14 protein-coding genes and 1 tRNA gene are annotated in these 23575 nt (G+C 51.3%); 6 read left to right on the top strand and 9 right to left on the bottom strand.

What is annotated here, in order from left to right; all coding sequences use genetic code 11:
- The 5 genes from ftsH (at nucleotide 1) to BUB06_RS06095 (ending at nucleotide 4943) form a co-directional block, all read left to right on the top strand.
- Nucleotides 1-1950, top strand: a complete 1950-nt coding sequence (gene ftsH, locus BUB06_RS06070; protein WP_029368533.1) for an ATP-dependent zinc metalloprotease FtsH — start codon at nucleotides 1-3, stop codon at nucleotides 1948-1950.
- 121 nt (nucleotides 1951-2071) lie between these two features.
- The gene (gene folP / locus BUB06_RS06075) at nucleotides 2072-2905 is read left to right on the top strand and encodes a dihydropteroate synthase (RefSeq protein ID WP_010302567.1); all 834 of its coding nucleotides are present in this window, start codon (nucleotides 2072-2074) and stop codon (nucleotides 2903-2905) included.
- A gap of 7 nt (nucleotides 2906-2912) precedes the next feature.
- Complete coding sequence (glmM, locus tag BUB06_RS06080; RefSeq protein WP_010302570.1) at nucleotides 2913-4250, top strand: phosphoglucosamine mutase; 1338 nt, start codon at nucleotides 2913-2915, stop codon at nucleotides 4248-4250.
- A 249-nt stretch (nucleotides 4251-4499) separates the two neighbouring features.
- Nucleotides 4500-4832 (top strand): preprotein translocase subunit SecG, encoded by a 333-nt coding sequence (gene secG, locus BUB06_RS06090; RefSeq protein ID WP_010302573.1) that lies wholly within the window; start codon nucleotides 4500-4502, stop codon nucleotides 4830-4832.
- 24 nt (nucleotides 4833-4856) lie between these two features.
- Nucleotides 4857-4943, top strand: a tRNA-Leu gene (locus BUB06_RS06095).
- A gap of 62 nt (nucleotides 4944-5005) precedes the next feature.
- Here the strand turns inward: BUB06_RS06095 and BUB06_RS06100 are convergent.
- From BUB06_RS06100 to BUB06_RS06135, 8 genes are all read right to left on the bottom strand, one after another.
- Nucleotides 5006-6022 (bottom strand): NADP-dependent oxidoreductase, encoded by a 1017-nt coding sequence (locus BUB06_RS06100; protein WP_039470699.1) that lies wholly within the window; start codon nucleotides 6020-6022, stop codon nucleotides 5006-5008.
- A gap of 52 nt (nucleotides 6023-6074) precedes the next feature.
- Nucleotides 6075-6701: a hypothetical protein gene (locus BUB06_RS06105; RefSeq protein ID WP_039470701.1), complete on the bottom strand. Its 627-nt coding sequence runs from the start codon at nucleotides 6699-6701 to the stop codon at nucleotides 6075-6077.
- Between the two features lie 64 nt (nucleotides 6702-6765).
- Nucleotides 6766-10839 (bottom strand): non-ribosomal peptide synthetase, encoded by a 4074-nt coding sequence (locus tag BUB06_RS06110; protein ID WP_039470703.1) that lies wholly within the window; start codon nucleotides 10837-10839, stop codon nucleotides 6766-6768.
- 77 nt (nucleotides 10840-10916) lie between these two features.
- Complete coding sequence (locus BUB06_RS06115; protein ID WP_039470705.1) at nucleotides 10917-16418, bottom strand: type I polyketide synthase; 5502 nt, start codon at nucleotides 16416-16418, stop codon at nucleotides 10917-10919.
- Between the two features lie 140 nt (nucleotides 16419-16558).
- On the bottom strand, nucleotides 16559-16831 hold the full coding sequence (locus BUB06_RS06120) for a hypothetical protein (protein ID WP_236689849.1): 273 nt from the start codon (nucleotides 16829-16831) through the stop codon (nucleotides 16559-16561).
- 99 nt (nucleotides 16832-16930) lie between these two features.
- The gene (locus tag BUB06_RS06125; protein ID WP_039470710.1) at nucleotides 16931-17203 is read right to left on the bottom strand and encodes a phosphopantetheine-binding protein; all 273 of its coding nucleotides are present in this window, start codon (nucleotides 17201-17203) and stop codon (nucleotides 16931-16933) included.
- A gap of 10 nt (nucleotides 17204-17213) precedes the next feature.
- The gene (locus BUB06_RS06130; protein WP_039470712.1) at nucleotides 17214-18725 is read right to left on the bottom strand and encodes an amino acid adenylation domain-containing protein; all 1512 of its coding nucleotides are present in this window, start codon (nucleotides 18723-18725) and stop codon (nucleotides 17214-17216) included.
- 131 nt (nucleotides 18726-18856) lie between these two features.
- Nucleotides 18857-19486: a DUF2589 domain-containing protein gene (locus BUB06_RS06135; protein ID WP_039470714.1), complete on the bottom strand. Its 630-nt coding sequence runs from the start codon at nucleotides 19484-19486 to the stop codon at nucleotides 18857-18859.
- Between the two features lie 325 nt (nucleotides 19487-19811).
- Here BUB06_RS06135 and BUB06_RS06140 point away from each other — a divergent pair, with 325 nt between their 5' ends.
- On the top strand, nucleotides 19812-22910 hold the full coding sequence (locus tag BUB06_RS06140) for an amino acid adenylation domain-containing protein (RefSeq protein WP_236689850.1): 3099 nt from the start codon (nucleotides 19812-19814) through the stop codon (nucleotides 22908-22910).
- A 198-nt stretch (nucleotides 22911-23108) separates the two neighbouring features.
- On the opposite strand, the gene BUB06_RS06145 is transcribed toward BUB06_RS06140, so the two are convergent.
- Complete coding sequence (locus BUB06_RS06145) at nucleotides 23109-23540, bottom strand: hypothetical protein (protein ID WP_039470718.1); 432 nt, start codon at nucleotides 23538-23540, stop codon at nucleotides 23109-23111.
- Nucleotides 23541-23575: the final 35 nt, after the last annotated feature.

Consider the following 23575-nt stretch of genomic DNA (forward strand, 5'->3'; position numbering starts at 1 on the left):
TTGAGTGACATGGCGAAAAACCTAATTCTCTGGTTAGTCATCGCAGTTGTGCTGATGTCTGTTTTCCAGAGCTTTGGGCCCAGCGAGTCGAATGGCCGTAGGGTGGATTATTCAACCTTCTTGACTGAAGTGAATCAGGATCAGGTCCGTGAAGCACGTATTAACGGGCGTGAGATCAGTGTTATCAAAAAAGACAGCAACAGATACACGACTTACATTCCTGTCAATGACCCCAAGCTACTGGATAACCTGCTAACGAAGAACGTGAAAGTCGTTGGTGAGCCACCGGAAGAGCCGAGCCTGCTGGCTTCTATCTTTATTTCCTGGTTCCCGATGCTGTTACTGATTGGCGTCTGGATCTTCTTCATGCGTCAAATGCAAGGCGGCGGCGGTAAAGGTGCCATGTCCTTCGGCAAGAGCAAAGCGCGTATGCTGACTGAAGATCAGATCAAGACGACGTTTGCTGATGTAGCCGGTTGTGACGAAGCGAAGGAAGAGGTTAGCGAGCTGGTCGAGTACCTGCGCGAGCCTAGCCGTTTCCAGAAACTGGGCGGTAAAATTCCGAAAGGCATTCTGATGGTCGGCCCGCCGGGAACAGGTAAAACGCTGTTGGCAAAAGCGATTGCTGGTGAAGCGAAAGTGCCTTTCTTTACGATTTCCGGTTCTGACTTCGTTGAAATGTTTGTGGGTGTTGGTGCTTCCCGTGTTCGTGACATGTTCGAACAAGCGAAGAAAGCCGCGCCTTGTATCATCTTTATCGATGAAATCGACGCCGTTGGCCGTCAGCGTGGCGCAGGTTTGGGCGGTGGTCACGATGAACGTGAACAAACGCTGAACCAAATGCTGGTTGAGATGGACGGCTTCGAAGGTAACGAGGGCATTATTGTCATCGCGGCAACTAACCGCCCCGATGTGCTTGACCCCGCGTTACTGCGTCCAGGCCGTTTTGACCGTCAGGTTGTGGTTGGCCTGCCGGATGTTCGCGGTCGTGAACAGATTCTGAAAGTTCACATGCGTCGCGTACCGCTGTCTCCAGATATCGATGCGTCAGTGATTGCTCGTGGTACTCCAGGCTTCTCTGGTGCGGATTTGGCTAACCTGGTTAACGAAGCCGCATTGTTCTCCGCGCGTGGCAACAAACGCGTTGTGTCGATGGTCGAGTTCGAGAAAGCGAAAGACAAAATCATGATGGGTGCAGAGCGCCGTTCCATGGTAATGACGGAAAAGCAGAAAGAATCGACGGCGTATCATGAAGCAGGACACGCCATCATCGGTCGTCTGGTGCCAGAGCACGATCCAGTCCATAAAGTGACGATCATTCCGCGTGGCCGTGCACTTGGCGTGACGTTCTTCCTGCCTGAAGGTGATGCGATCAGCGCCAGCCGTCAGAAGCTGGAAAGCCAGATCTCTACGCTGTACGGTGGTCGACTGGCCGAAGAAATCATTTACGGCGTGGAACATGTTTCAACAGGCGCGTCCAATGACATCAAAGTGGCAACGTCGATTGCTCGTAACATGGTAACGCAGTGGGGCTTTTCTGAAAAACTGGGTCCTTTGCTTTATGCGGAAGAAGAAGGCGAGGTATTCCTCGGTCGCTCCGTGGCAAAAGCCAAGCACATGTCAGATGAAACCGCGCGTATTATCGATCAGGAAGTAAAATCTCTGGTTGAACGTAACTACGTGCGTGCTCGCGAACTGTTGATGGCAAACATGGACATTCTTCACTCAATGAAAGATGCGTTGATGAAGTATGAAACCATTGATGCGCCGCAGATCGACGATCTGATGGGACGTAAGAAAGACGTTCGCCCGCCTGCGGGTTGGGAAGAGTCCCGCTCTGACAACGATTCTGGTAACGGTGGCGGTACACCTAAAGCCCCTACGCCAGTAGATGAGCCACAGACGCCTAATCCTGGTAATACAATGTCTGAGCAAGTGGACGACAAGTAATTCGCCTGCGATTGACATCTGTAACTTACGAAACCCCAGCTCAGGCTGGGGTTTTTTACTGGGAATGTTCTTTGAATCACATTTCACGCTAACTATGTACACCAGAATGCGGAGGTAAATCATGCAACTGGTTGCCAGAGACTCAACGCTGGATCTTTCCTGCCCACACATCATGGGCATTCTTAACGTCACGCCGGACTCTTTTTCCGATGGCGGCAAACACAACAAACTCGATGCGGCATTACTGCACGTTCAGGAGATGATTACCGCTGGTGCGACCCTGATCGATATTGGTGGCGAATCAACGCGCCCCGGAGCCGCTGACGTGAGCACGGAAGAAGAGCTGAACCGTGTGGTGCCTGTGGTGGAAGCCATTGCTAAACGCTTTGACGTATGGATCTCGGTCGATACCTCAAAGCCGGAAGTGATGACGGCGTCGGCGCAGGCGGGTGCGCACCTGATTAATGATATTCGCGCTTTGCAAGAGCCGGGAGCTCTAGAGGCGGCGGCGGCAACAGGCTTGCCAGTGTGTCTAATGCACATGCAGGGTATGCCGAGAACCATGCAGCACAAGCCCCATTATGATGACCTGATGCAGGATATCGGCGATTTCTTGCAACAGCAGATTGATCGCTGTGTGAGCGCCAATATTCCGAAAAGTAAGCTATTGCTGGATCCTGGGTTCGGATTCGGTAAGAATCTTGCCCATAATTATGCGCTTCTGGCTCGCCTGAGCGAGTTACATCGTTTTGAACTGCCTCTTCTGGTTGGCATGTCGAGGAAATCCATGATTGGACAGATCCTCAATGTACCTCCTGCACAGCGTGTTCATGGTAGCGTCGCTTGCGCAGTGATCGCAGCGATGCAGGGAGCACAGATTATTCGCGTGCACGATGTTAAAGAAACGGCTGATGCCATGCGTATTGTTGAAGCTACCCTTTCTGCGAAGGAATAAAAACGAAATGAGTAACCGCAAATATTTTGGTACCGATGGCGTACGCGGCAAGGTTGGCGATACGCCGATTACCCCTGATTTTGTGCTTAAACTGGGCTGGGCTGCCGGGAAAGTTCTCGCGCGACATGGCTCTCGTAAGATTATTATCGGCAAAGATACTCGTATTTCTGGCTATATGCTGGAGTCTGCGCTGGAAGCCGGGCTGGCTGCTGCGGGGTTATCCGCTTCTTTTACCGGCCCGATGCCTACGCCTGCGGTTGCTTATCTTACCCGTACGTTCCGTGCTGAAGCGGGTATCGTTATTTCTGCTTCTCACAACCCGTATTACGACAACGGTATTAAATTCTTCTCAATTGACGGGACCAAGCTGCCGGATGACGTAGAAGAAGCGATCGAAGCTGAACTAGAAAAACCGCTGACGTGTGTTGAATCGGCTGAATTAGGTAAAGCCAGTCGTATTGTTGATGCTGCCGGACGCTACATCGAATTTTGTAAGGGGACATTCCCGAGCGAGCTGAGCCTTAATGGCTTAAAGATTGTCGTCGATTGCGCCAATGGCGCTACCTATCATATCGCTCCCAGCGTATTGCGCGAGCTTGGCGCTAAAGTCATCGCGATTGGCTGTGAGCCGGATGGGATGAACATCAATGAAGAGTGCGGGGCCACGGACGTCAGACAGCTACAGGCGCGTGTACTGGCTGAAAAAGCGGACGTTGGGCTGGCGTTTGATGGCGATGGCGATCGGCTCATCATGGTCGACCATTTAGGCAATAAGGTCGATGGCGATCAGATTCTGTATATCATCGCCCGTGAAGGTTTACGTCAAGGGCAACTGCGCGGTGGCGCGGTGGGCACGCTGATGAGTAACATGGGGCTTGAGGTTGCGTTAAAGCAGCTCGGTATCCCGTTTGCTCGTGCCAAAGTGGGTGACCGCTATGTATTAGAAATGATGCAGGCAAAAGGGTGGCGCATCGGGGCCGAAAACTCCGGTCATGTGATCCTGCTGGATAAAACCACGACGGGCGACGGTGTGATTGCCGGTTTACAAGTCCTTACCGCGATAGTGAAAAACCATATGAGCCTGCATGATTTATGCAGCGGTATGAAGCTGTTTCCACAGATTCTGGTTAACGTGCGGTTTACGGGTGAACACGATCCGCTGGAAGACAAAAACGTGCAGCAGATTACGCAGGATGTGGAAAAAGAATTGGCCGGACGTGGGCGGGTATTGCTGCGTAAATCCGGTACTGAGCCACTCATCCGTGTCATGGTTGAGGGTGAACACGAAGAGACGGTCATCGCGTTGGCGAATCGTATTGCCGATGCGGTAAAAGCTGCCGGTTGAGGGCGTTTTTGATTCGCCAATCAGGTAGATAAGGCTTTCGATAGGTATCTTGTGTCGAAAGCCGCTGTTTTTTTCTGCAATCAACCTGTGGTGACCAAATTACCCTTGCGTACGCTACATCCTTTGGTTAGTATTCAGACCCGCTTGATAAGGGATGTTCTACATCCTGCTTAGCGGAATGACACGCGGTTTACCGCCAGAATATAGCATCTCCATAAATCATGGGGAAAACGGTTAACGGGTACGACTATGTACGAAGCTCTATTAGTGATTTTCCTGTTAGTATCGATCGGGCTTGTTGCCTTGATCATGCTTCAGCAGGGTAAAGGTGCTGATATGGGAGCGTCGTTCGGAGCAGGTGCTTCTGCCACTTTGTTCGGTTCGAGCGGCTCTGGTAATTTCATGACCCGCATGACGGCGATACTGGCGACCCTGTTCTTCATCATCAGTCTCATTCTGGGCAACTTAAGTTCGCTGCAGAAAAAAGGCGGTGCATGGGATAACCTGAGCCAGCCAGAAAAAGCCGAGCAGACGACAACGCCTGCTGCACCTTCAACGCCGGCGAGTGACATTCCGAAGTAAGCGTTTTAAAGCAGTAATTGTGATGCCGTGGTGGTGGAATTGGTAGACACGCTACCTTGAGGTGGTAGTGCCCGATTGGGCTTACGGGTTCAAGTCCCGTCCTCGGTACCAACATAAAAAATAGACGTCGATTGACGTCTATTTTTTTGTCTTTAATTTACTGTCTCAGCGCCTTACAGGCGTACCAACTGCTTGCCAAAGTGTTTGCTGTCTAATAAGTCGATAAAGGCTTGAGGCGCATTCTCTATTCCCTCAATAATATTTTCCCGATATTTTAATCGCCCTTTCTCCACGGCATCCAATAGCCAGATGTTTGCTTCGGCATAGTCTTTGAACCATTCTGTCACAAGAAAAAAACGGCTTAGCGGGGCATCGGGCAGCGAAGAGAAAAATGCTACCGTGCTGGAAGCGTCAACGTCAGGATCCTGATTGTATTGTGCCGCACTGCCACAGACGGGGACTCTTGCACCTTCGTTAAGCAGTTTGGCAACAAAAAGCGAAACCCTGCCGCCAACGTTTTCAAAATAGATATCAATTCCGTTAGGGCAGGCAGCTCGCAAGGCGTGATTTAAGTCATCTTCTTTATAATTAATGCAGGCGTCAAAGCCTAATGTCTTAACGACATAGCGACATTTCTCTTCGCTTCCAGCCAAACCGACAACCCGGCATCCAGCCTGTTTACCTAATTGACCGACGACGGAACCTACGCCCCCTGACGCGGCGGAGACCACCAGCGTTTCTCCCGCTTTGGGTTTGGCAATTTTGTTCATGCCAAAATAAGCGGAACGTCCCGGTGTACCCACCACGCCGAGAAAAATAGAGGGTGACAGAGCCGTTGGCGGCAGGCGGTGCGTAATAAAATCCTGAGGCGTGCCGACATAGTATTTCTGCCAGCCTGAAAAGGTGAACACACAATCTCCAACCTTAAAGTGTGGGTTCTTCGTTGCCACGACGTAGCCTACCGTTTCGCCTTGAATCACTTCTCCCTGTTTGATTGGGCTCACATAGGCTGTGTTCTTGTTAAGCCGTGGGCGTGTATAAAGATCAATGGATAGCCATTTGTTTTCAACCAGATATTCGCCGGGCTGTAGTGCATTGATATGGCGTTCTTCGAGCCGGAAATCCTCTAACTGTGCGGGGCCATCAGGATGACGATTCAATACAATCAGCTTGTTTTCTAACGAGTTCATAATATTCCCTATATTTAGCATTCATTATGTTATGCACTACCTGCGGCGCTGATCAGGCAGCGTTATCGTGTGCGAGTGAGGACCAGCGATGCTTTGGCCATCGGAAACTGAAGATCACCAGCAGTAGCGTAAGAGGCCATCCGCTGATGAGGACAATCGTATCCATCGGCAGCCCAGGCTGGCGGGAAAGGAGGTAGATAATGATGGCTTTCACCAGATAAACCAGAATCCAGACCAGTGATACCTCGTTCCAGACTCGGACGTACTGCGGTGTGCCATAAACGGGGAGCGTCTTAAGCGCTGGCGTAGCTTGTTCCGCCAATGTTTGTATGACTGGACGCCCCTTGATGCTGTAAAGGGTAAAAATAATCACGGTTGATATTGCGCCGCTGACCGACAAAAAAACGCTCTCCTGATGGATATCAAACAGGATGACGCCTTCCAGATAAAGGTAGTGGCTAAGCCCCGACACAAGGATGAGAGCAATGATTGGCAGATAGCCTTGCCAACGGCTGATGAGTTGCAGTACACCGGAATAGATCGCGGTTATTAACAGCGCGACGCCAGCCCCCCATTGTAAAAATGCGATGTTGTAAATAACGACCGGTATGATGATGGTCAGAAGCGCATCGCGCGATACCAGATATCGCCAAACGGTTAACGACGGGGGATGGCCCATGTTTTCTCCTTACTTACGTCATAAAATCGCCGTTCTGCGTTGGAAACCGCAGACGGCGAATGTGTTATTGCCATACTTTTTTGAGCTGTTCGGCTATACGGGAAATGTGCGGTGCGTTCATCATTGAGATATGATCGCCGGACGTCGGCAGTACCGTCAGGCAACCTGAAGTGAGGCGACGCCACCCCAGTCCAGACTCTGGCAGACGGATACGACCGGGTAAGATATCTTCCGCTTCGACGACCAGCACATCACCTGAGTAAAGCTCGCCACGGTAAGCGTCCGTCGCATAGATATGGGTTTGCAGGATATTGATAAAGTCCTGAAATGCTCCAGGCCCAATCGACTGAGGAACCAGCCCCACACGTTTAAATTCAGCCAGAAAGCGCGACGTTCGTTGCGCATTGCTCATGTCTGCAAGCGACTGCTCCGACAGATCGAAAGACGCTCCGGTAAACAAAGCCACTTTATGCGCAAAATACGCCAGACGTTCAGCCTCGTTCATGTCTGCTGAGCCGTCGATGTTGATCTCTGGTGCCGGTTGATCCAACACTAACACCGTCGGTGTTATGCCTTTTTTCGCGAGCTGCTGCGCCATTTCAAAAGCAATAGTTGCACCCAGAGACCATCCTCCTAATACCAGACGAGAGTGATGAACGATGTCGCTAGCTTCTGAGAGATAAAAAGCGGCAAGCGCTTTGATATCGGCGTTATAAGGCTGGTTAACGCTGAAATCGGGCACCTGAATACCATAGATCGGATAGCGCTCGCCCAATTCTCGCGCCAGCCCGGAATAGCACAGCACGTTACCGCCTGCTGGATGGATCAGAAGCAACGTGGGGTTATCTTCAGGCTGCCCACGATTGATCGTCACCCTTGCGGCTTGAGTCTGCGATCCCTTTTCTTCAATCACGTGGGCCAACTGGGCAATGCTGCTGTTTTCGAACAGTTGCCCCAGAGACAGGGATGTCCCAAAGTGCTGATTAACGCTCAGGATGAGCTTTAATGCGCTGAGAGAATTCCCGCCAAGGGTAAAAAAGCTCTCCTGCGTATCAATCGTCTCGCTTTGTAAAATATCGCGATAAATTTCATGCAGATCGTGTTCGCGCTGATTTTCCGGGGTATGGAATGCTACGCGCTTTTCTGCTGAGGGCAGGGGTAACGCGGCATAATTTATCTTACCGCTAGCAGTTAATGGCATTGCCTCTAGCCATACCCAGCGTTCGGGATGCATATAATCTGGCAGCTTTTTTTGCAGCGCCGTTTTTACTGTGGCCTGACTGGGTTCATCAATGCCGCACAGGTACGCGGTTAAGACGGTTTCCCCGTGGGGCAGCGTGTTTTGTTTAATGGCAACGTGGGTTGCATTAGCAACCTGTTGTAATGCCTGTTCGATCTCCGTCAGTTCAACACGGTAGCCGCGCACTTTAACCTGACGATCCAAGCGCCCCATAAATTCAAGATTGCCATCAGGCAGGAAGCGACCTTTGTCACCGCTGCGATAAAGCCGCTCGCCCTCAAGATAAGGGTGGGGAATAAAGCGTGCGTGATTTTGATCTGGCAGGCCGATGTACCCTTCTGCGACATGCGAACCGCCCAGATAAATTTCGCCCGGTAAGCCGGCTGGAACGAGCTGGTGATAAGCATCAAGCAGCAGGACATGACTATCGGACAGAGGCTTACCGATGGGTAAATAGTCGCCTGAAAGGGAGCTGAGATCGTCCGGCACCGGATAGGTGGTGATGCCGACGGTGCATTCGGTTGGGCCATAATGATTGAGGATGCGGCAAGACGTTCGGAACTCGCGTACGCGCTTGATGAGAGACAGAGGAACGCGTTCTCCGCCGATAACCAATAACTGACGAGGCAACAACGCTTCAGCCTGCGGTGAAGTCAATAACGTCGCTAAATGCGACGGCGTAATCTTTATGCAATCGACCGGATAGTGCGCCAGATAAGCGAATAGCTCCTGTGGGGAGCGGAGTAATTCCGTGCTGATCACGTCTAACTGACCCTGGTGAATCAGGGCAGGGAACAGCACCGTGTGTGCCAAATCGGTTGTGAAGGATGAAAACATGCCGTAGCGAGCATCGGGCGGCAGGTTGAGCACGGGCCGAATGGCCTGACAGTAGTGGCTAAGCTGTGAGTGTTTGACACGAACGCCTTTCGGTTTGCCGGTACTGCCCGAGGTATAAATGATGTGAGCCGGGCCATCCGTAACCTGTGGCGGAGATGGATTGCTGACCGGCATTCTACTGCGATTTTGTCTTACGTAGAGGCAAGGGAGCCTGTCACCGGGTGCCTGTTCGTCGATGATGACACAGCGGGCGGCGGAGTTTTGCAAGATGAACTCAACCTGCTGAGCAGGGAGATCGATATCGATTGGAACATAGCATCCGCCTGCTTTTAACACGGCCAGAATCGCGACGACGTAATACTCGCTTTTCGGCATGAACAGCGCGACGCACTCGCCATGAGCCATGCCGTCTTTCTGGAGCTGATGAGCCAGCTGGTTTGCCCGTTCATTGAGCTGAGCATAGCTGAACGTCCGGCCTTCACAACGAACCGCGATGGCATCGGGATGTTGCTGTGCCTGTTGTTCAAACTGCCGATGAACTGCAGGCGGGAACGCGTTAGGGGTCGGGCGGCACTGTGCGATTGTCGCGCGACGTTCTTCGTCGCTTAACAGTGAGATATCCCGAACGGTTAACTGCGGCTGGGTGATTAAGGTTTCAAGAACCGTCCGCAGATCGTTCAACATACGCTGGATGGTGCTGCTGGAAAATAATGCGCTGCTGTAGTTCATGGTGAACAGCAGGCCGTCGCTATCCTTGTCTTCTTCTACCCATAAGTTCAGATCCAGTTTTGCGGTGCCGTAATCCACTTTTAACGGCTTATATTTGAACCCGCCATGGCTGCTGTGAAAATGGGGGAAGACCTGATACGTCAAGATTGCCTGGAAGATTGGATTGATCTGGGGATTACGCACATAGGTAATCTCGTCCAGAATATAATTGAACGGCACGTCCTGGTATCTCAAGGTTTCTTCACACTCGGCGCGCGCGCCCTCAATCAGGGAGGCGACACTGGCATTAGGATCGATATCAAAACGTAATGGCAGGGTATTCATGAATAGCCCCATCATGTTTTGCGTGGCAGGTAAATTTCGGTTGGCAAACGGTGCGCCGATGATGATTTCCTGCTGCCCGCTGTATTTATGCAGCAGGAGTTGGTATGCCGTGAGGATAACGTGGAATTGTGTCGCCTGATGCTGTGTCGCACAGGTTTGTAAGCGCTGGCAGAAAGACGCATCAAAGAACTGGCTGGCGATTCCCCCGGTGGTGCTCATTTTGGCCGGACGCGGGTAATCCGTTGCCAGATCTAACTGCCCTGTGATGCCATCCAGCTTCTTCGCCCAGTAGGCCAGCCCGGTCTGGTATTCGCCCTCGGTATACCACCGATCTTCCGCCAGTGCATAATCGGTGAACTGGAGCGTTTTTTCGATGGGTAATGTCCCGCCCTGCAGCAGACGAAAGTAGTTTTCCATGAGCATCTTGAAGAACACATTGACCGTCCACCCGTCGGAAATAATGTGATGAAATGTCAGGAACAGGACATAGTCGTACTGATGGGTTTTGACCATATGGAGATAAACCAAGGGGCCATTCTCCAGATCAAAAATAATATTCCCTTTCGCCTTGGCTGTCTCCGAGACATATTTTTCAATGTCTTCTTCGCTGAATGCGGAGATATCTTCAAAGCTGAACGTGAAAGACATGTCGTCAGCAACGCACTGGCATACGTCGTTATCGACCAGCCGGAATGTCGTACGCAGAATGTCATGTTGTTGCATCAGATAGTCGAGCGTTTGCTGTACTCGCTGCGGCTCCATGTCGTGCTCGATCCTGCAGGCAAGCACATAGGGATTGTTATAGACCTGGCTATCGTCAAGGTATTGGGAGAGCATCCAGATACGCTTCTGCGCGCTGGTCATGGGGAAATGTACTCTGCCGGGTGTCGCGTGCGGAACAATGGCCTTGCCTGAGGCTGTGTTGCCCGTTTTCTTCTTTTCTCTTGCCAGCTTTTTGAGTTCATCCAGGCTAAGCGAGGTCAGTTTTGCGGTGGGAAGCTGCGTCATTATCGAGTCTCATTTTGTGACATTCGGTTTTACATTAGCGGCCGCCTTCGAGATGCATACTGAAGGCGGCCGTTCCCTTATTCCTGCAATAAGGCTTCCAGCTCGGTAAGGATCAGCGTTGCTAACCCTTTCACGGTCTGGTTCTGGTAAAACAGATCAACGCGAATATCGATTTCAAATATGCCGGAAACGGTAGACACGACCTGTACTGCCAGCAGCGAGTTACCGCCCAGTTCAGTAAAGCTGTCGTTAACGCCGATCCCCGAGATCCCCAGAATCGACTGCCAGACTTTGACGATCTCCTTCTCGATGTCATTTTCTGGCGCGACATAATCCACAGAGAGGGCCGGTCGGGCATATCCTTCCGTTGCTTCGCTATTCTGCAAAATGAATTCAGGCGTTTCCTGTTCAGGAATCGACTCATAAATGAGCTGATCCAGATCGCTGGTGACGACGACTAACTGTTCAAATTCCAGATGCGCAAGCTGGCGTTTTATCGCGTCCAGCCCTTCTGGCAACAGAATGTCTTTATCTGCCAGATTCACTTTTACTGCTGCTGTGGCTGCCGTTGAGGCGTTTTCTGACGTCGCGAGCTGATTGCCCATCGTCATCTTCATCAGCGTGTAGTTTTCCAGGACCAGCAGCGGAACGCCCTCTGGTGACAGGAACGTGATATCCATGACGATGGCGTTATCCTGCGGCTGATAGGCCTGCTTGAGCCTGGCGTGGGCGTAGCACTCTTTCCCCAGTGGCGATAAGAAGGTCATCTTGCCATAGCTGATAGGCAGGAAATTCTCCTGTGTAATCAATGACAGGCAGGAGATGGCCGTGGCATCAATCACTGCGGGGTGGTACGGGTAGCGGGTAAGATCGTGCGTATAGTCGCTCCCCAGCACTTTGTGGATCAGCCATTCGTTATGGCCCTGAGCAATCTCGCGATGGTTGTTCCAACGCTGGCTAAATGACAGGAAATTCTCGCCCGTGTTGGCATTTCCCAGCTCGGTGATAAATGGCGCGTAGGGAACCTGCGTGGTGCAGCGCTGTTTGATGGCGTCAATCGATTGTGGCGCGAGGTCAGCCGTTGGAGCGCCGTGGCCGATGCTTCCGAACGCGTGTTCTTGCCATGCCAGCTCAAGCACGCCCTGAGTCTTGAGGCTGAATTTATAGCCTTTCCCCTCTGGCGTGATGAATAGCCTCATCTGACGCGGCCAGGCATCGGTATAGATCACCGGCTTGGTCAACATCAGGTTCTTGACCTGAAGGCTTTCCTGAGATTTAAAGCCTGTCATGAATTCATGCAGCAGCGATAAGATTGTCGCTCCCACCAGTGAAGGTTGTTTCGCAAGGCGGTGCTCATCGATAACCCAGTCCTGCGTGGTGAGATTGACCTGATAGCTTTCCTGCATGCCTTCACGCTCAAGGAGCGTCAGCAGGTCGCCTTTGGCTTCTTCAACGGCAGCCAGCTTGCTGTTTTTCTTCTCCTGCAGCTGTTTTCCCCAACGGACGGCCATTCCCACATCGCCCCATTTTCCCCAGTTCAGCGAGACGGTGCGCCCACGGCGATGCTGGTTGCGATAATGCGCAAAGGCATCCATAAACGCGTTACCCGAGCAGTAATCAATGCGGGCTTCGTCACCGACGATGGAGGTAATAGAAGAGAATAAAATAAAGAAGTCAGGCTGTTTGTCCTGCAGCAGCTCATCCAGAATGAGCGATCCTGCCACTTTGGGATCGAGCACGTTGGCGCAATCGGCGTCATTCTTCAGAGCAATGATACCGCCGCCAGCCACGCCTGCCGTATGGAACACGCCATCGACCTGCGGGAACGCGGATAACATCTCGCGCATACCGTGATAGTCATTCACGTCGACCTGCGCCAGATGTATCGTGTTGCCACGGGCTTCCAGACGTAAAACGCTCGCCAGTTTTTCACTGATAGGATCGTCAACCGGATGCTGTTGGATCCAGGCTTGCCACTCTTCACGCGGTGGTAACGCCGCACGGTAAGTCAGGATGATCGTCGCATTACTGTTTTCAGACAGGTGGTTGGCAAGTAAGATTCCCAACCCACCGAGGCCACCAGTGATGAGGTAGACGCCGTCGTCTTTCAATTCCGCAGGTAAACCGATATCGTCCTGTTTCAGATGCACGGCCTGGTAACTTTCTTCCCAGCGCTGGTTTCCGCGGTAAGCCACCAGATTGCCGTGTGTTGCGATATGGCTTTCTGCAATCAGGCTGTGGGCAAACTCATCAAGCTGTTCGGCGTTTTGTTTAAGATCGATATCCACCAGGTGGCACTGCACTTCAGGATACTCGTGATAGAACACGCGCGACGGCCCGACCAGTAGCGCATTCTCTGGTGAAGCGATGCGCTCACCCATCACGCTGAACGTGTTGCTGGTGGCGAAGGTCACATGCAGATCGTCCAGCAAATTCTCGTTCACCAGCGCCTGCTGGAGATAGAGAGCAGGGTAGAACGTGTTCAGCGGTGAAGAGAGATAGGTATGCTCAAGCGGCTGGACCTGTTCCGCCGCCGTCAGGTTCCATAAATACAGGATGCGTGATGGACGTAACCCTTGTCCTGTCAGGCTTTTCAGCAGCCGGACATAGTCGGCGCGTGAGGATACATTGAGGGTGTATTGGCTTTCGGAAAGCGTTTCCTGATACTGCATTCCCGGGCTGACGAAAAAGACCTTATGCCCGTCCTTTTCCAGTAGTTGCTTCGCACGTTCGGCGATACCCAGCGTATCCGTCAGCAGCAGCCAGCAGGTGTTCTCAGCTTCAACGCGTTTGCCCGCCATGTATTTCGCCGGAATGGTTTTCTTCCAGGTCGGCATATAGAACCAATCGCCGATATCCGCCTGTTTCCGCTTTTTAGCTTTAACGGATTGCTCACTCTGCATGTCATTACTGGCTGACGACAGGGCTGGCAGGGCGAAGCGTTTCCGCTCAAAAGGGTAGCCCGGCAGCGGGATACGACGACGGTGCTGTTCTGGATGATGCTGATGCCAGGGAACGTTTACGCCGCTTGCCCAAAGCGCGCCTAGCGTCGACAGGAGATGCTCGCCGGATAAGGCCACGTCTTTCGCCGTTGGCAGGGAGGCATAAATCAATGCGCCGTCTTCTGCGCTGAAATGCTGCTTGGCAGACGATTCCAGCGAGCGTCCCGGCCCGACTTCAAGGAACACGAAATCGTGATGCTCATCAGCCATCAGCGTTTTGAAGGCGTGAGAGAACAGCACCGGATTTCGTACGTGGCGCACCCAGTAGTCGCTGTTTTTCGCCAGTTCTTCAGTCACCCATTCGCCGTTAACGGTAGACACAAATGGGATCTGTGGCGCGTGCAGCGTGATGCTATCAATGACCTTTTTGAAAGCGGGCAGCATGGGTTCCATCATGTGTGAGTGGAAAGCATGCGAGGTATCCAGATGTTTGCAGAAGATATTGCTGTCTTCCAACTGCTGTTGGAAACGTGCGACATCGTTTGAAGCACCGGCGATGACGCATAATCCAGGGTAGTTAACCGCCGCAATTTCCAGCTTGCTGCCGTGAAGTTTGGCCTTCAGGCTTTCTTCATCGAGCAGGACGGCCAGCATATCTCCCGCGGGTAATGCCTGTACCATCTTGCCCCGCATCGCAACGGCTTTCAGCGCATCTTCCAGTGAGAACACGCCGGACAGGCAGGCTGCTACGTATTCCCCCACGCTGTGACCGATCATGACATCTGGCTGAATACCCCACGACATCCACAGTTTTGCCAGACTGTACTCCACCACGAACAGGGATGGCTGGGTAAACTGGGTTTCATTGATGCGAGACTCGGCGATATCGTCGCTGTCCTGAAAGATAATCGACGTCAGATTGACGTCCAGAATCGGCTCCAGATAGTTACAGCATTGATCCATGCTCGCGCGGAAAACATCGTAGGTGTCGTACAGCTCACGCGCCATATTGACGTACTGGTTGCCCTGTCCCGGGAACATAAATACGACGGATTTTTGGTTTTTTCCCTGCTGCGTCACCACCAGTGAAGGCTGATCCAGCTTGGCCAGCAGTGAATCGCGATCCTTCCCGATAATAGCCGTGCTGTGAGAGAATTTTTGTCTCCCAACCTGCAAGGTGTAGGCGATATCTGCCAGATTGGCATCGTCATGCGCACTGAGGTAATCGCGCAGACGGTGTTTCATGTCTTCCAGCGCCGTGCGGCTTTTCGCGGAGAAAGGTAAAATCAGCAGGCTGTTGTCATGGGTATCGCCCGCTTTTAGCGACGGTGCGGCTTCCAGAATGACGCAGGCATTGGTGCCGCCGACGCCAAAAGAGTTCACCAGCGCGCGATGCGGTGTTTCTGACGGTTCCAGTTCACTGAGTTCGGTGTTCATGATGAACGGACTGGTTTCAAACTCAATGTTAGGGTTTGGCGATTCGAAATGGAGCGAAGCTGGCAGTTTGCCGGTTTCCAGCGCCAGTGAGGCTTTGATGAGGCTGGCCATGCCTGACGCTGCGTCCGTATGGCCAATGTTGGTTTTCACCGATCCCAGACGGCAATATTGAGTTTTATCCGTGTATTCCTGAAACGTCTGAGTGAGCGAGGTGAACTCGATGGGATCGCCCAGCGCCGTGGCGGTGCCGTGAGCTTCAACAAAGTTGATCGTGGCGGGATCGAGCTGTGCATTAGCTATCGCCTGTTTGGCAACGGCGATCTGCCCGTGGATGCTCGGCGCGGTAAAGCCGGCTTTCAGGTTACCGTCGTTATTCACTGCGCCGCCTTTCAGCACGGCGTAAATATGGTCGCCGTCGCGTACGGCGTCATTCAGACGTTTCAGTAACACGACGCCAGCACCGCGGCTGAACACCGTGCCGTTGGCTCGGGAGTCAAAGGCATAGCAGCGGCCATCTGCGGATTCCATGCCGCCTTGCATATAAGGATAGCCCCGGCGTTCTGGCGTATCCACGGAAACACCGCCCGCGACGATCAGGTCACTTTCCCCGTTCAGCAGGCTATTCATGCCCATCACGACGGCGACCATCGCGGTTGAACAGGCGGTCTGTACGTTAACGCTCGGCCCTTTGAGGTTGAGCTTGTAAGATACTCGGGTCGTTACGTAGTCTTTATCATTGTTGGTGACGACCGATGCACCGCTGGCGTACTTCTGCACTTCAGGATGGGCATTTACTTTACTCAAATGCCAGGCGGTTCCTGTTCCGCCGAATATGCCGACTTTTCCAGGATAGGTGGCAGGGACGTAGCCGGCATCTTCAAACGCGTGCCAGCAGCATTCCAAAAAGACGCGATGCTGTGGATCCATAATTTCGGCATCGCGTGGCGTAATATCAAAAAAGTTAGCGTCAAAGTGCTGTGCGTTACCCAGAATGCCCCGGCGGCGAATATAGTTGGGCGAGGCGATCATTTCTTCTTCAATGCCTGACTCCCTCAGTTCTTCTTCACTGAATGTGCTGATCGTCTCCACGCCGTCCAACAGGTTTTGCCAAAATATTGCGGTATCTTCTGCACCGGGAAAGCGAGCCGACATTCCTACAATGGCAATATCCTTATCGCGGAACTGTTCTTGCTGTTTCATTTCATTACCTCACCGTGAATATATTCGCCTCCTTTTCACGGCGCAGGCCGCTAACCTTCTTTCTCCGAATACTATCCAGAGGAAGAAAGGTCGACGTCCTACGCCGTGAATATAGAAGGGACAGCTACATTAAAAGTTAATTACTTTTTGCTACCTGCGACGCCAGCAGTAACCCGGCTGATAAGGCTTTGCAGGTTAGATGCCGACGGGTGTTGCAATGCTGCTTTGATTGAAACAGGAATGGCTGGAATAGACTTCGCATGCCAGTACTTCTTGGTGTTAGGAAGGATTTTCTGGCCAATCGCATAGTAGCTAGCGGGCTTGGATGAATTTTGGTGACTCAGAACAAATTTAATTGCCGAAGCCACTTTCGCTTTGACTGCCGAGGCAGCGTTCAATTGATTTGCAGACATGGTATTACCACCTATTATCAGTGAAATAAGGATGATGAAACACATTGCCCATTGTTGGGCGGTTATTCCCCTGGAGTATAAATACGCTTTTTGGCGTAATTACTTCTTGCTGCTTGATTTCCCAGCGTGTATTTCGCTAATACGCTTGCTTAGCATCTGTACCGTTGGGTATTGGAATAAATCAACAATAGAGATAGGTGACTCCATTTTGTTTTTTATTTCGCGATAAACCTTGGACATCAGCAGGGAATTTCCGCCTGCATCGAAAAAGTTCTCTTGGATAGAGACTTTCGGATTGTTGAGTACGGTCCGCCAGATAGAAATAATATTTTTCTCTATCTCGGAAGGTAATATTGCTTTGTCATTTGACATTTTTTCACCATTAGTTATTTACGCAGGAACACAGCTTGGATTTATCAATTTTTCCATTGGGGTGCGTTGGCATTTTTTCCAACGCAACGAAATGAGAGGGCACCATGAAAAAAGGCAGCGTCTTGGCAAGGTGCGCTTTTATCTCTTGAATATCGATGTGCTTCTGATGCCGTAATACATAAAAGGCTGAGAGTGATGGCGCCGCGTTTTCTGAGCGCTTTTCGAGAATCACGGCAGCATGGTTAATTTGCGGTAGCGCCTGTATGTGCGTTTCTATTTCCGCCAGCTCAATACGGTGTCCACGCAATTTAACCTGGCTGTCTATTCGGCCAATGAACTCCAGAACGCCATCGACGCGCTGCTTAACCCAGTCGCCGGTTTTATACATTTTCTGCCCAGTCTGATGGTTAAACGGGTCATCAACAAATCGCTCCTGCGTCAGCTTTTCCGCATGCAGATAGCCTTTTGCCAGAATATCCCCTGCCAGATAAAGCTCACCGCTTTCCCCCACATCGACAGGCTGTTGCGCCTCATCTAATACATAAGCGGCGGCATGAGGGATAGGCTTGCCAATCGGGGCAATTTTTTCTTCTGCTCCCGGCTGGCAGAGCCAATGACAGGCAAAGATTGTTGCCTCGGTCGGGCCGTAGAGATTGTGGATCTTTCCCGGATATTGCAGGGAGAGATCGTTGACCAGCGTTTGATCGAGCGCCTCGCCGCCAGAAAAGATATGGCATAGAGAGGTGCAGCGGGATAGCACCTCCGTATCCACAATGACGCGCAGTGCTGTCGGCACGAACTGTGCGACCGTGACCTGATGACGATGCATAAATTCAGCCAGCAGCTGCGGATCGTACTTGGCATCCTCGGTAATGACCGCACAGCTTGCGCCAGCGATCAGCGGCCAGAAAATTTCCCACACTGAGACGTCAAAGCTGAACGTGGACTGGTTAAGGACAACATCGTCGTGCTGTAGCACGAAGGCGCTTTGCATCCATGCCAGATAATTGACCACCGTTCTGTGGCTGACCATGACGCCCTTTGGCGTTCCGGTGGAGCCGGAGGTGTACATCACATAACAAAGCTGTTCTTCACTAACTGAAGGAAGCGTGGGGGTAGCCTGAACGCTCAGATCGATCTGATTGATGTCAACGATCTCACGATGGCTCGGTGCCAGCGTAAGCGCGTGTGCATTGTCGGTAATAACCAGACGCGCATCGGCATGATTGACCATGTAATCCAGACGCTCGTGCGGATAGTAAGGATCAAGCGGTAAATAGCACGCACCGGTTTTCAATACGCCGAGCAGGCTGACGATCAGATTCGGGCTTTTATTCAAATAAATACCGACAACATCCTTCGGCTTTACGCCCCGCTGCAATAGATCGCTCGCCATGGCGTTTGCCCGCTGATCCAATTGTCGGTAGGTCAACGTTTCTGTATCGCTTCTCAGGGCGATAGCGTCCGGCGTCTGATGCCGCTGCTGTTCAAATAAGGTGTGGAGCACTCTTGCCGATGCCATGGTCTGATCCTCTGGTGATGCCAGGGGTCACGCCGGGCATCCTTTTACGCGTTATGCAGGTACGGCACACATGCACTATGCCGATGAGTAATTGCCGCTGAGTAATATTGCTGCTGAACAATGTGCTTTGATTATGATGACGCTTCTTGTTGCTCCGCAGGTGCTGGTGACGTGGCGTTTTCCGCTGTCTGTGGCACGCTTTCCCCTGCGGGAATACTGGGTCTGATCGCAGCATCGGTCAGAAAATCGATGACGCGCATGAGCGCTTCAGGCGCGGGTTGACGTTTTACCTGCGTGTGAATGCTGTATTTAGCGCGTGTGTCTGTAGCTCGGGTCTGCGCTGACTTGTGTGATACCCGACCAGCCATTTTGACTTTGAACGGCCCCCATCCCAGTGACGCCGCCAGATTGCCGTCTTCTCCGGTATCATCGGATGAAGATTCACTCTGTGTGACTTCAAGTTCGAAATCGATCGTCCCTTCTTCAATAGAAATAATCGGATGGGTAATCGCGGCAATGAGCGGTATGCGCATCGTTTTTGTCACTGCACCTTTTGCGACTCCGCTTTCGTCAATAAGCGTTTCGTCGTAGTCGAATTGGATGGCGACAGCTTTATTATTTTGAATGCAGACGGATAATAGAAAATCCGTATAGGCTTTGCTGGCTTGAACCTGTGCGTTAATCATTGCCTGTAATGGCCCGCTAATCATATTTTCCAGCGGTAGCGCATTAATAACAGAACCGATAAATTGTGAATCCATCGGAGCCTCCAATTATCTACGAATAGGGTGTGATGCACTGTCAATAAAAAATAGCAAAGGGAAGGAAAAATAATACCCGCCAGGGTACGGGGAGACTTTCGCATTCTGGCATAGTCCTTTTGGTATATAGGCAATAATGTCTTTTATTTGTTAAACCCATACTCAGGCATGCGCGTTATTTCATGTGTCTTTCCTGGTATTAGCATGACGAACCCATCATTACGTGTTTTCATTTTTATAGCATTAATTTTTCATCGCGTGAGATACCGGAAGTCGCGTTAGAACCATTCCCGAAAAAAGCATCCTTTTACAATATGGAAGGAAAATGATGAAGAATAGAAAAACGGTCTTTGAAATTATCTCTGAATGGTCACTGAAAAGTCCCGAGAAGACGGCGGTGGAATTTAATGGCGACAGGCTGAATTATCAACAACTAGAGTCTCAGTCGCGCCGTTTGGCCGATTATTTGTTATCACATTATCCAGATAATAAACGGGGAAGAATTGCCGTTTATCTGGAACCTGGTGTGATGATGCCCGTGGTCTTGCTAGCTATTTTAAAAGCAGGGCATACCTATGTTCCGCTCTCGCATTTTCATCCGTCAGAAAGAATTACGCAGATCCTTGATGATTCTTCGACATTTTTACTTATTTCCACGCGAGCGATGTTAAATAAAACGGCCATCGATAAGGTTTTTCCCTCCACGATGGTATTAGAGGATATCCATTATTCTGCTGAGCCTGTGGCGACGCTGCCACCCGTTTGCGAAAACGATCTGGCTTATATTCTCTATACCTCTGGTTCTACAGGGAAACCAAAAGGGGTGGCCATTGAACACCGAAACCTGAGTTATTATCTGAACTGGTTTAATGAGGATGTGTGGCCAGAGACCCGTGCGACGCTTCCTCTGACATCGACACTCAGCTTTGCCGCTGCCGTGACACAGCTTTATGCGCCTTTATTGCGCGGCGACACTCTATTTATTTTGCCTGCCGGCAGCTTGAATGAGCCGGAGGTGTTATTACGCTGGCATCAACAGCATCCCGACGGTGCCATTTATTGCGTGCCGACCGTTTGGGATGAGCTGCTGCGCTATCAGGCATCTTCTTCTCATGCGTGGGCATTACCTAAAACGGTCTTTCTTTCCGGCGAGCCCGTCTCTTTTGATTTAAAAGAGCGTACGTTCCAGCAGATTCCTGATGTCAGGCTCTTTAATCTGTATGGCCCGACGGAAACGACGGCCAACTGCTCATTTGCTGAATTAAAGCCGGGAAAAAGTGTGACGCTTGGTAAGGCACTGCGTGGCAGCGAAATTATGATCGTGGATGAGAACCTGCGTCCCGTGGCTGAAGGGCAAGAAGGGGAAATTTGCGCGTTCGGTGAAGGCGTCGCCCGTGGCTATATTAACCGCGACGAATTAACACAGCAGCGTTTCTTCACCCATGTTCGAGCCGATAAACGCTCTTGGGGGCACCGCACTGGCGATCTAGGGAAAATGACGCCAGAAGGGGAGATCCTGTATCTGGGACGTATCGATCGCCAGATTAAGATTAATGGCATTCGTATCGAGCCTGAAGAAGTCGAAATTGTGTTACGTCAGCATGGCGATATCGACAAGGCGCTGGTGCGGCCGATTCAGGAAAACGGGCGTCAGCGTCTGGTGGCCTATCTGGTGAGCCGTAACCCGTCGCTTGCCACGAACGATCTGCGCCGCTTCTTGCAGGATAAACTGCCGCGAGCGATGCATCCGTCTCACTTTATTATGCTGGAAACCCTGCCCAAATTGCCTAACGGGAAATTGGATGTGAGCCGGCTTCCAGAGCCTTGTCCGCAGCGCCCTGAGTTGGGATATCCTGTTAAAGCCGCAGGTAACGAGCTGGAACAGGAACTGATCGATATCTGGCAAGAGGTGCTTGGCTTTCGTGAACTCGGCGCCAACGATAACTTTTTCGATTTAGGGGGCGATTCGCTTCAGGCGATGAAAGCCCGGCTACTGATTAGAAAACGGCTGTTTAGTGAAATCGACTACCCGTTATTTTTCAACAATGCGACGCCCCATCTGCTGGCTTTCATCGTCCCTTACTATGTGAACGATGACGAGCCTACGTCTGACGAGAACAACGCGGATATCGAGGCACTCGCACCCTCATCGCAGCAGCGTTATTTTCTGACGCTGGACCAGCTCAGCTCGGAGCCGTCGGCCTATCAATTGGCTTTTCGTCTGACGATAAAGGGCCCACTGGATGAGTCTGCTGTGGAGTGGAGTATCCGGCGTATTCTGGAAGGTAATCCGGTGTTACGAACCCGCTTCGATCTGGATCGGCTACAGTGCTTTGAGGGGGATTATCCGATCGAGGCGATCCCGATTGAACGCCTGACGGCGTTCTCTCCTGATGGGGGAAAGAATACACTGAGCGACCGACGGCTGCTGGAGCTGATCAGCACACCTGAAATGGATGTAGAACACTCGCCGCTCATCTGTTTTCATCTGATTTCGCTGACAACACAACGACATATTCTGCTGGGGCGTGTACACCATACGGTATTCGATCATGACGCCATTGGCTTGTTCTTCCATCAGTTTGTTGATTACGTCCGTGCTTATAGCGCTGGCGATCGCAGCTATCGAATAGGCAGTGAAGAGCGCTATCTGCGCTATCGGCAGCAGCAACGTCGCACCAAAGATCAATGCCATCCGAGAGAGCGTCAGTTCTGGCTGGATAAGATGGAGGATTACCTGGCTGCAGGAGCTGATGCGACGGCATTCCCGCTCAGTGACTGCCAGGACGGAGAAAATTATTGGTGCATTTTGTCAGATACGCTGACGCAGGCGATAAAGCACTATGCCCAACAGCATCGCACGACGCCGTTTGTCTGCATGCTGACCGCTTTTACCCAACTGCTCAAAACGACAAACTATCGTCATGTTCCCATCGGTATTCCGGTGTCGAACCGTATGTTGACTGAAAACGCCACCACAATAGGCTGTTTCGTTAACATGGTGGCTTACTACGATGATTCGCCGGCTCAGGAATCTTTCAGCACGCTTTTGGCCCGCAGCCAGAATAAGATCCATGCTATTTTGGACCATCAGACATTGCCCTATGATGTGTTAATGGCCGATGTCCGGGCTAAAGGATGGTCTGATAAGCTGCGTTTTCCGGTCAGTTTTAACTATCTGACGGCCATGCCGCCAGCCGTACAGATCAATGAAACTGCCTATCAGATTACGGATATTGCTAATCATCAGGCTCGACTGGATTTAACGCTCTCTGTTTATGACGATGAGGCTCTGGCGCTGTGTTTTAATTATCAGCAGGCGGCTTTTAACGCGGAAGAGATTGCTGCACTGTCCCATCAGTACCATCAAATTCTGATGGATGTCGTACAGCCAAATACGGCTCTCTTGTGCAGTAATCTGTAGAGAACGCTAACGAAGGTGTCCCGAATTGAGACACCTTCGTTGAGGAACCCGCATATAGGCATTGGCTTTATTGGCAAGGCATTGACTGCGTGGTTGAATATGTCAGAAAAGGGAAAGCAGTAGCAGGAAGGCAACGGGGTGCCTTCCTGCCATATGGGCGATTTACGGCTGAGAGCGATGACTGTTGAGAATCGCGCATTAATGGCCTGACGAGTTTTTATCATCGGGCGTTTTTCCCCGAGCCTCGTCGATTGAATGAACGCCTTTCGTCGCCTGCTTTATTTCTGATGCGACATCCAGAATATCGTTATTCTCTCGATAGCTGAAGAAATTTGCCAGCAGCGTAACCAGGCCTACGCTAATAGCACCAACCAGATAACCTAATCCTATTGCGTTCTCCACTTTACTGATATTAACGTGCAGCAATTCGGCGATAATGCCTACCAGTGAGAAGGCTGCTGAAATGCTGATGATGATAATGATTAATGCGGCAATGAGCTTGTCGTAATTATTCAGTTTCTGCGGTCGCCAAAAAAAGGAAATACTGAGGCCGCCGAATAATCCTGCAACTGATGCAATAATATCACTGATCAGAATGTCATAAATGATAGGGAGTTGTGAAGTATCCATAATATATCCACGATGGTTTTTTCTATGAAATAGCG

It is taken from the genome of Pectobacterium carotovorum, from assembly GCF_900129615.1.
In the GTDB taxonomy this organism is placed as follows: Bacteria; Pseudomonadota; Gammaproteobacteria; order Enterobacterales; family Enterobacteriaceae; genus Pectobacterium; species Pectobacterium carotovorum.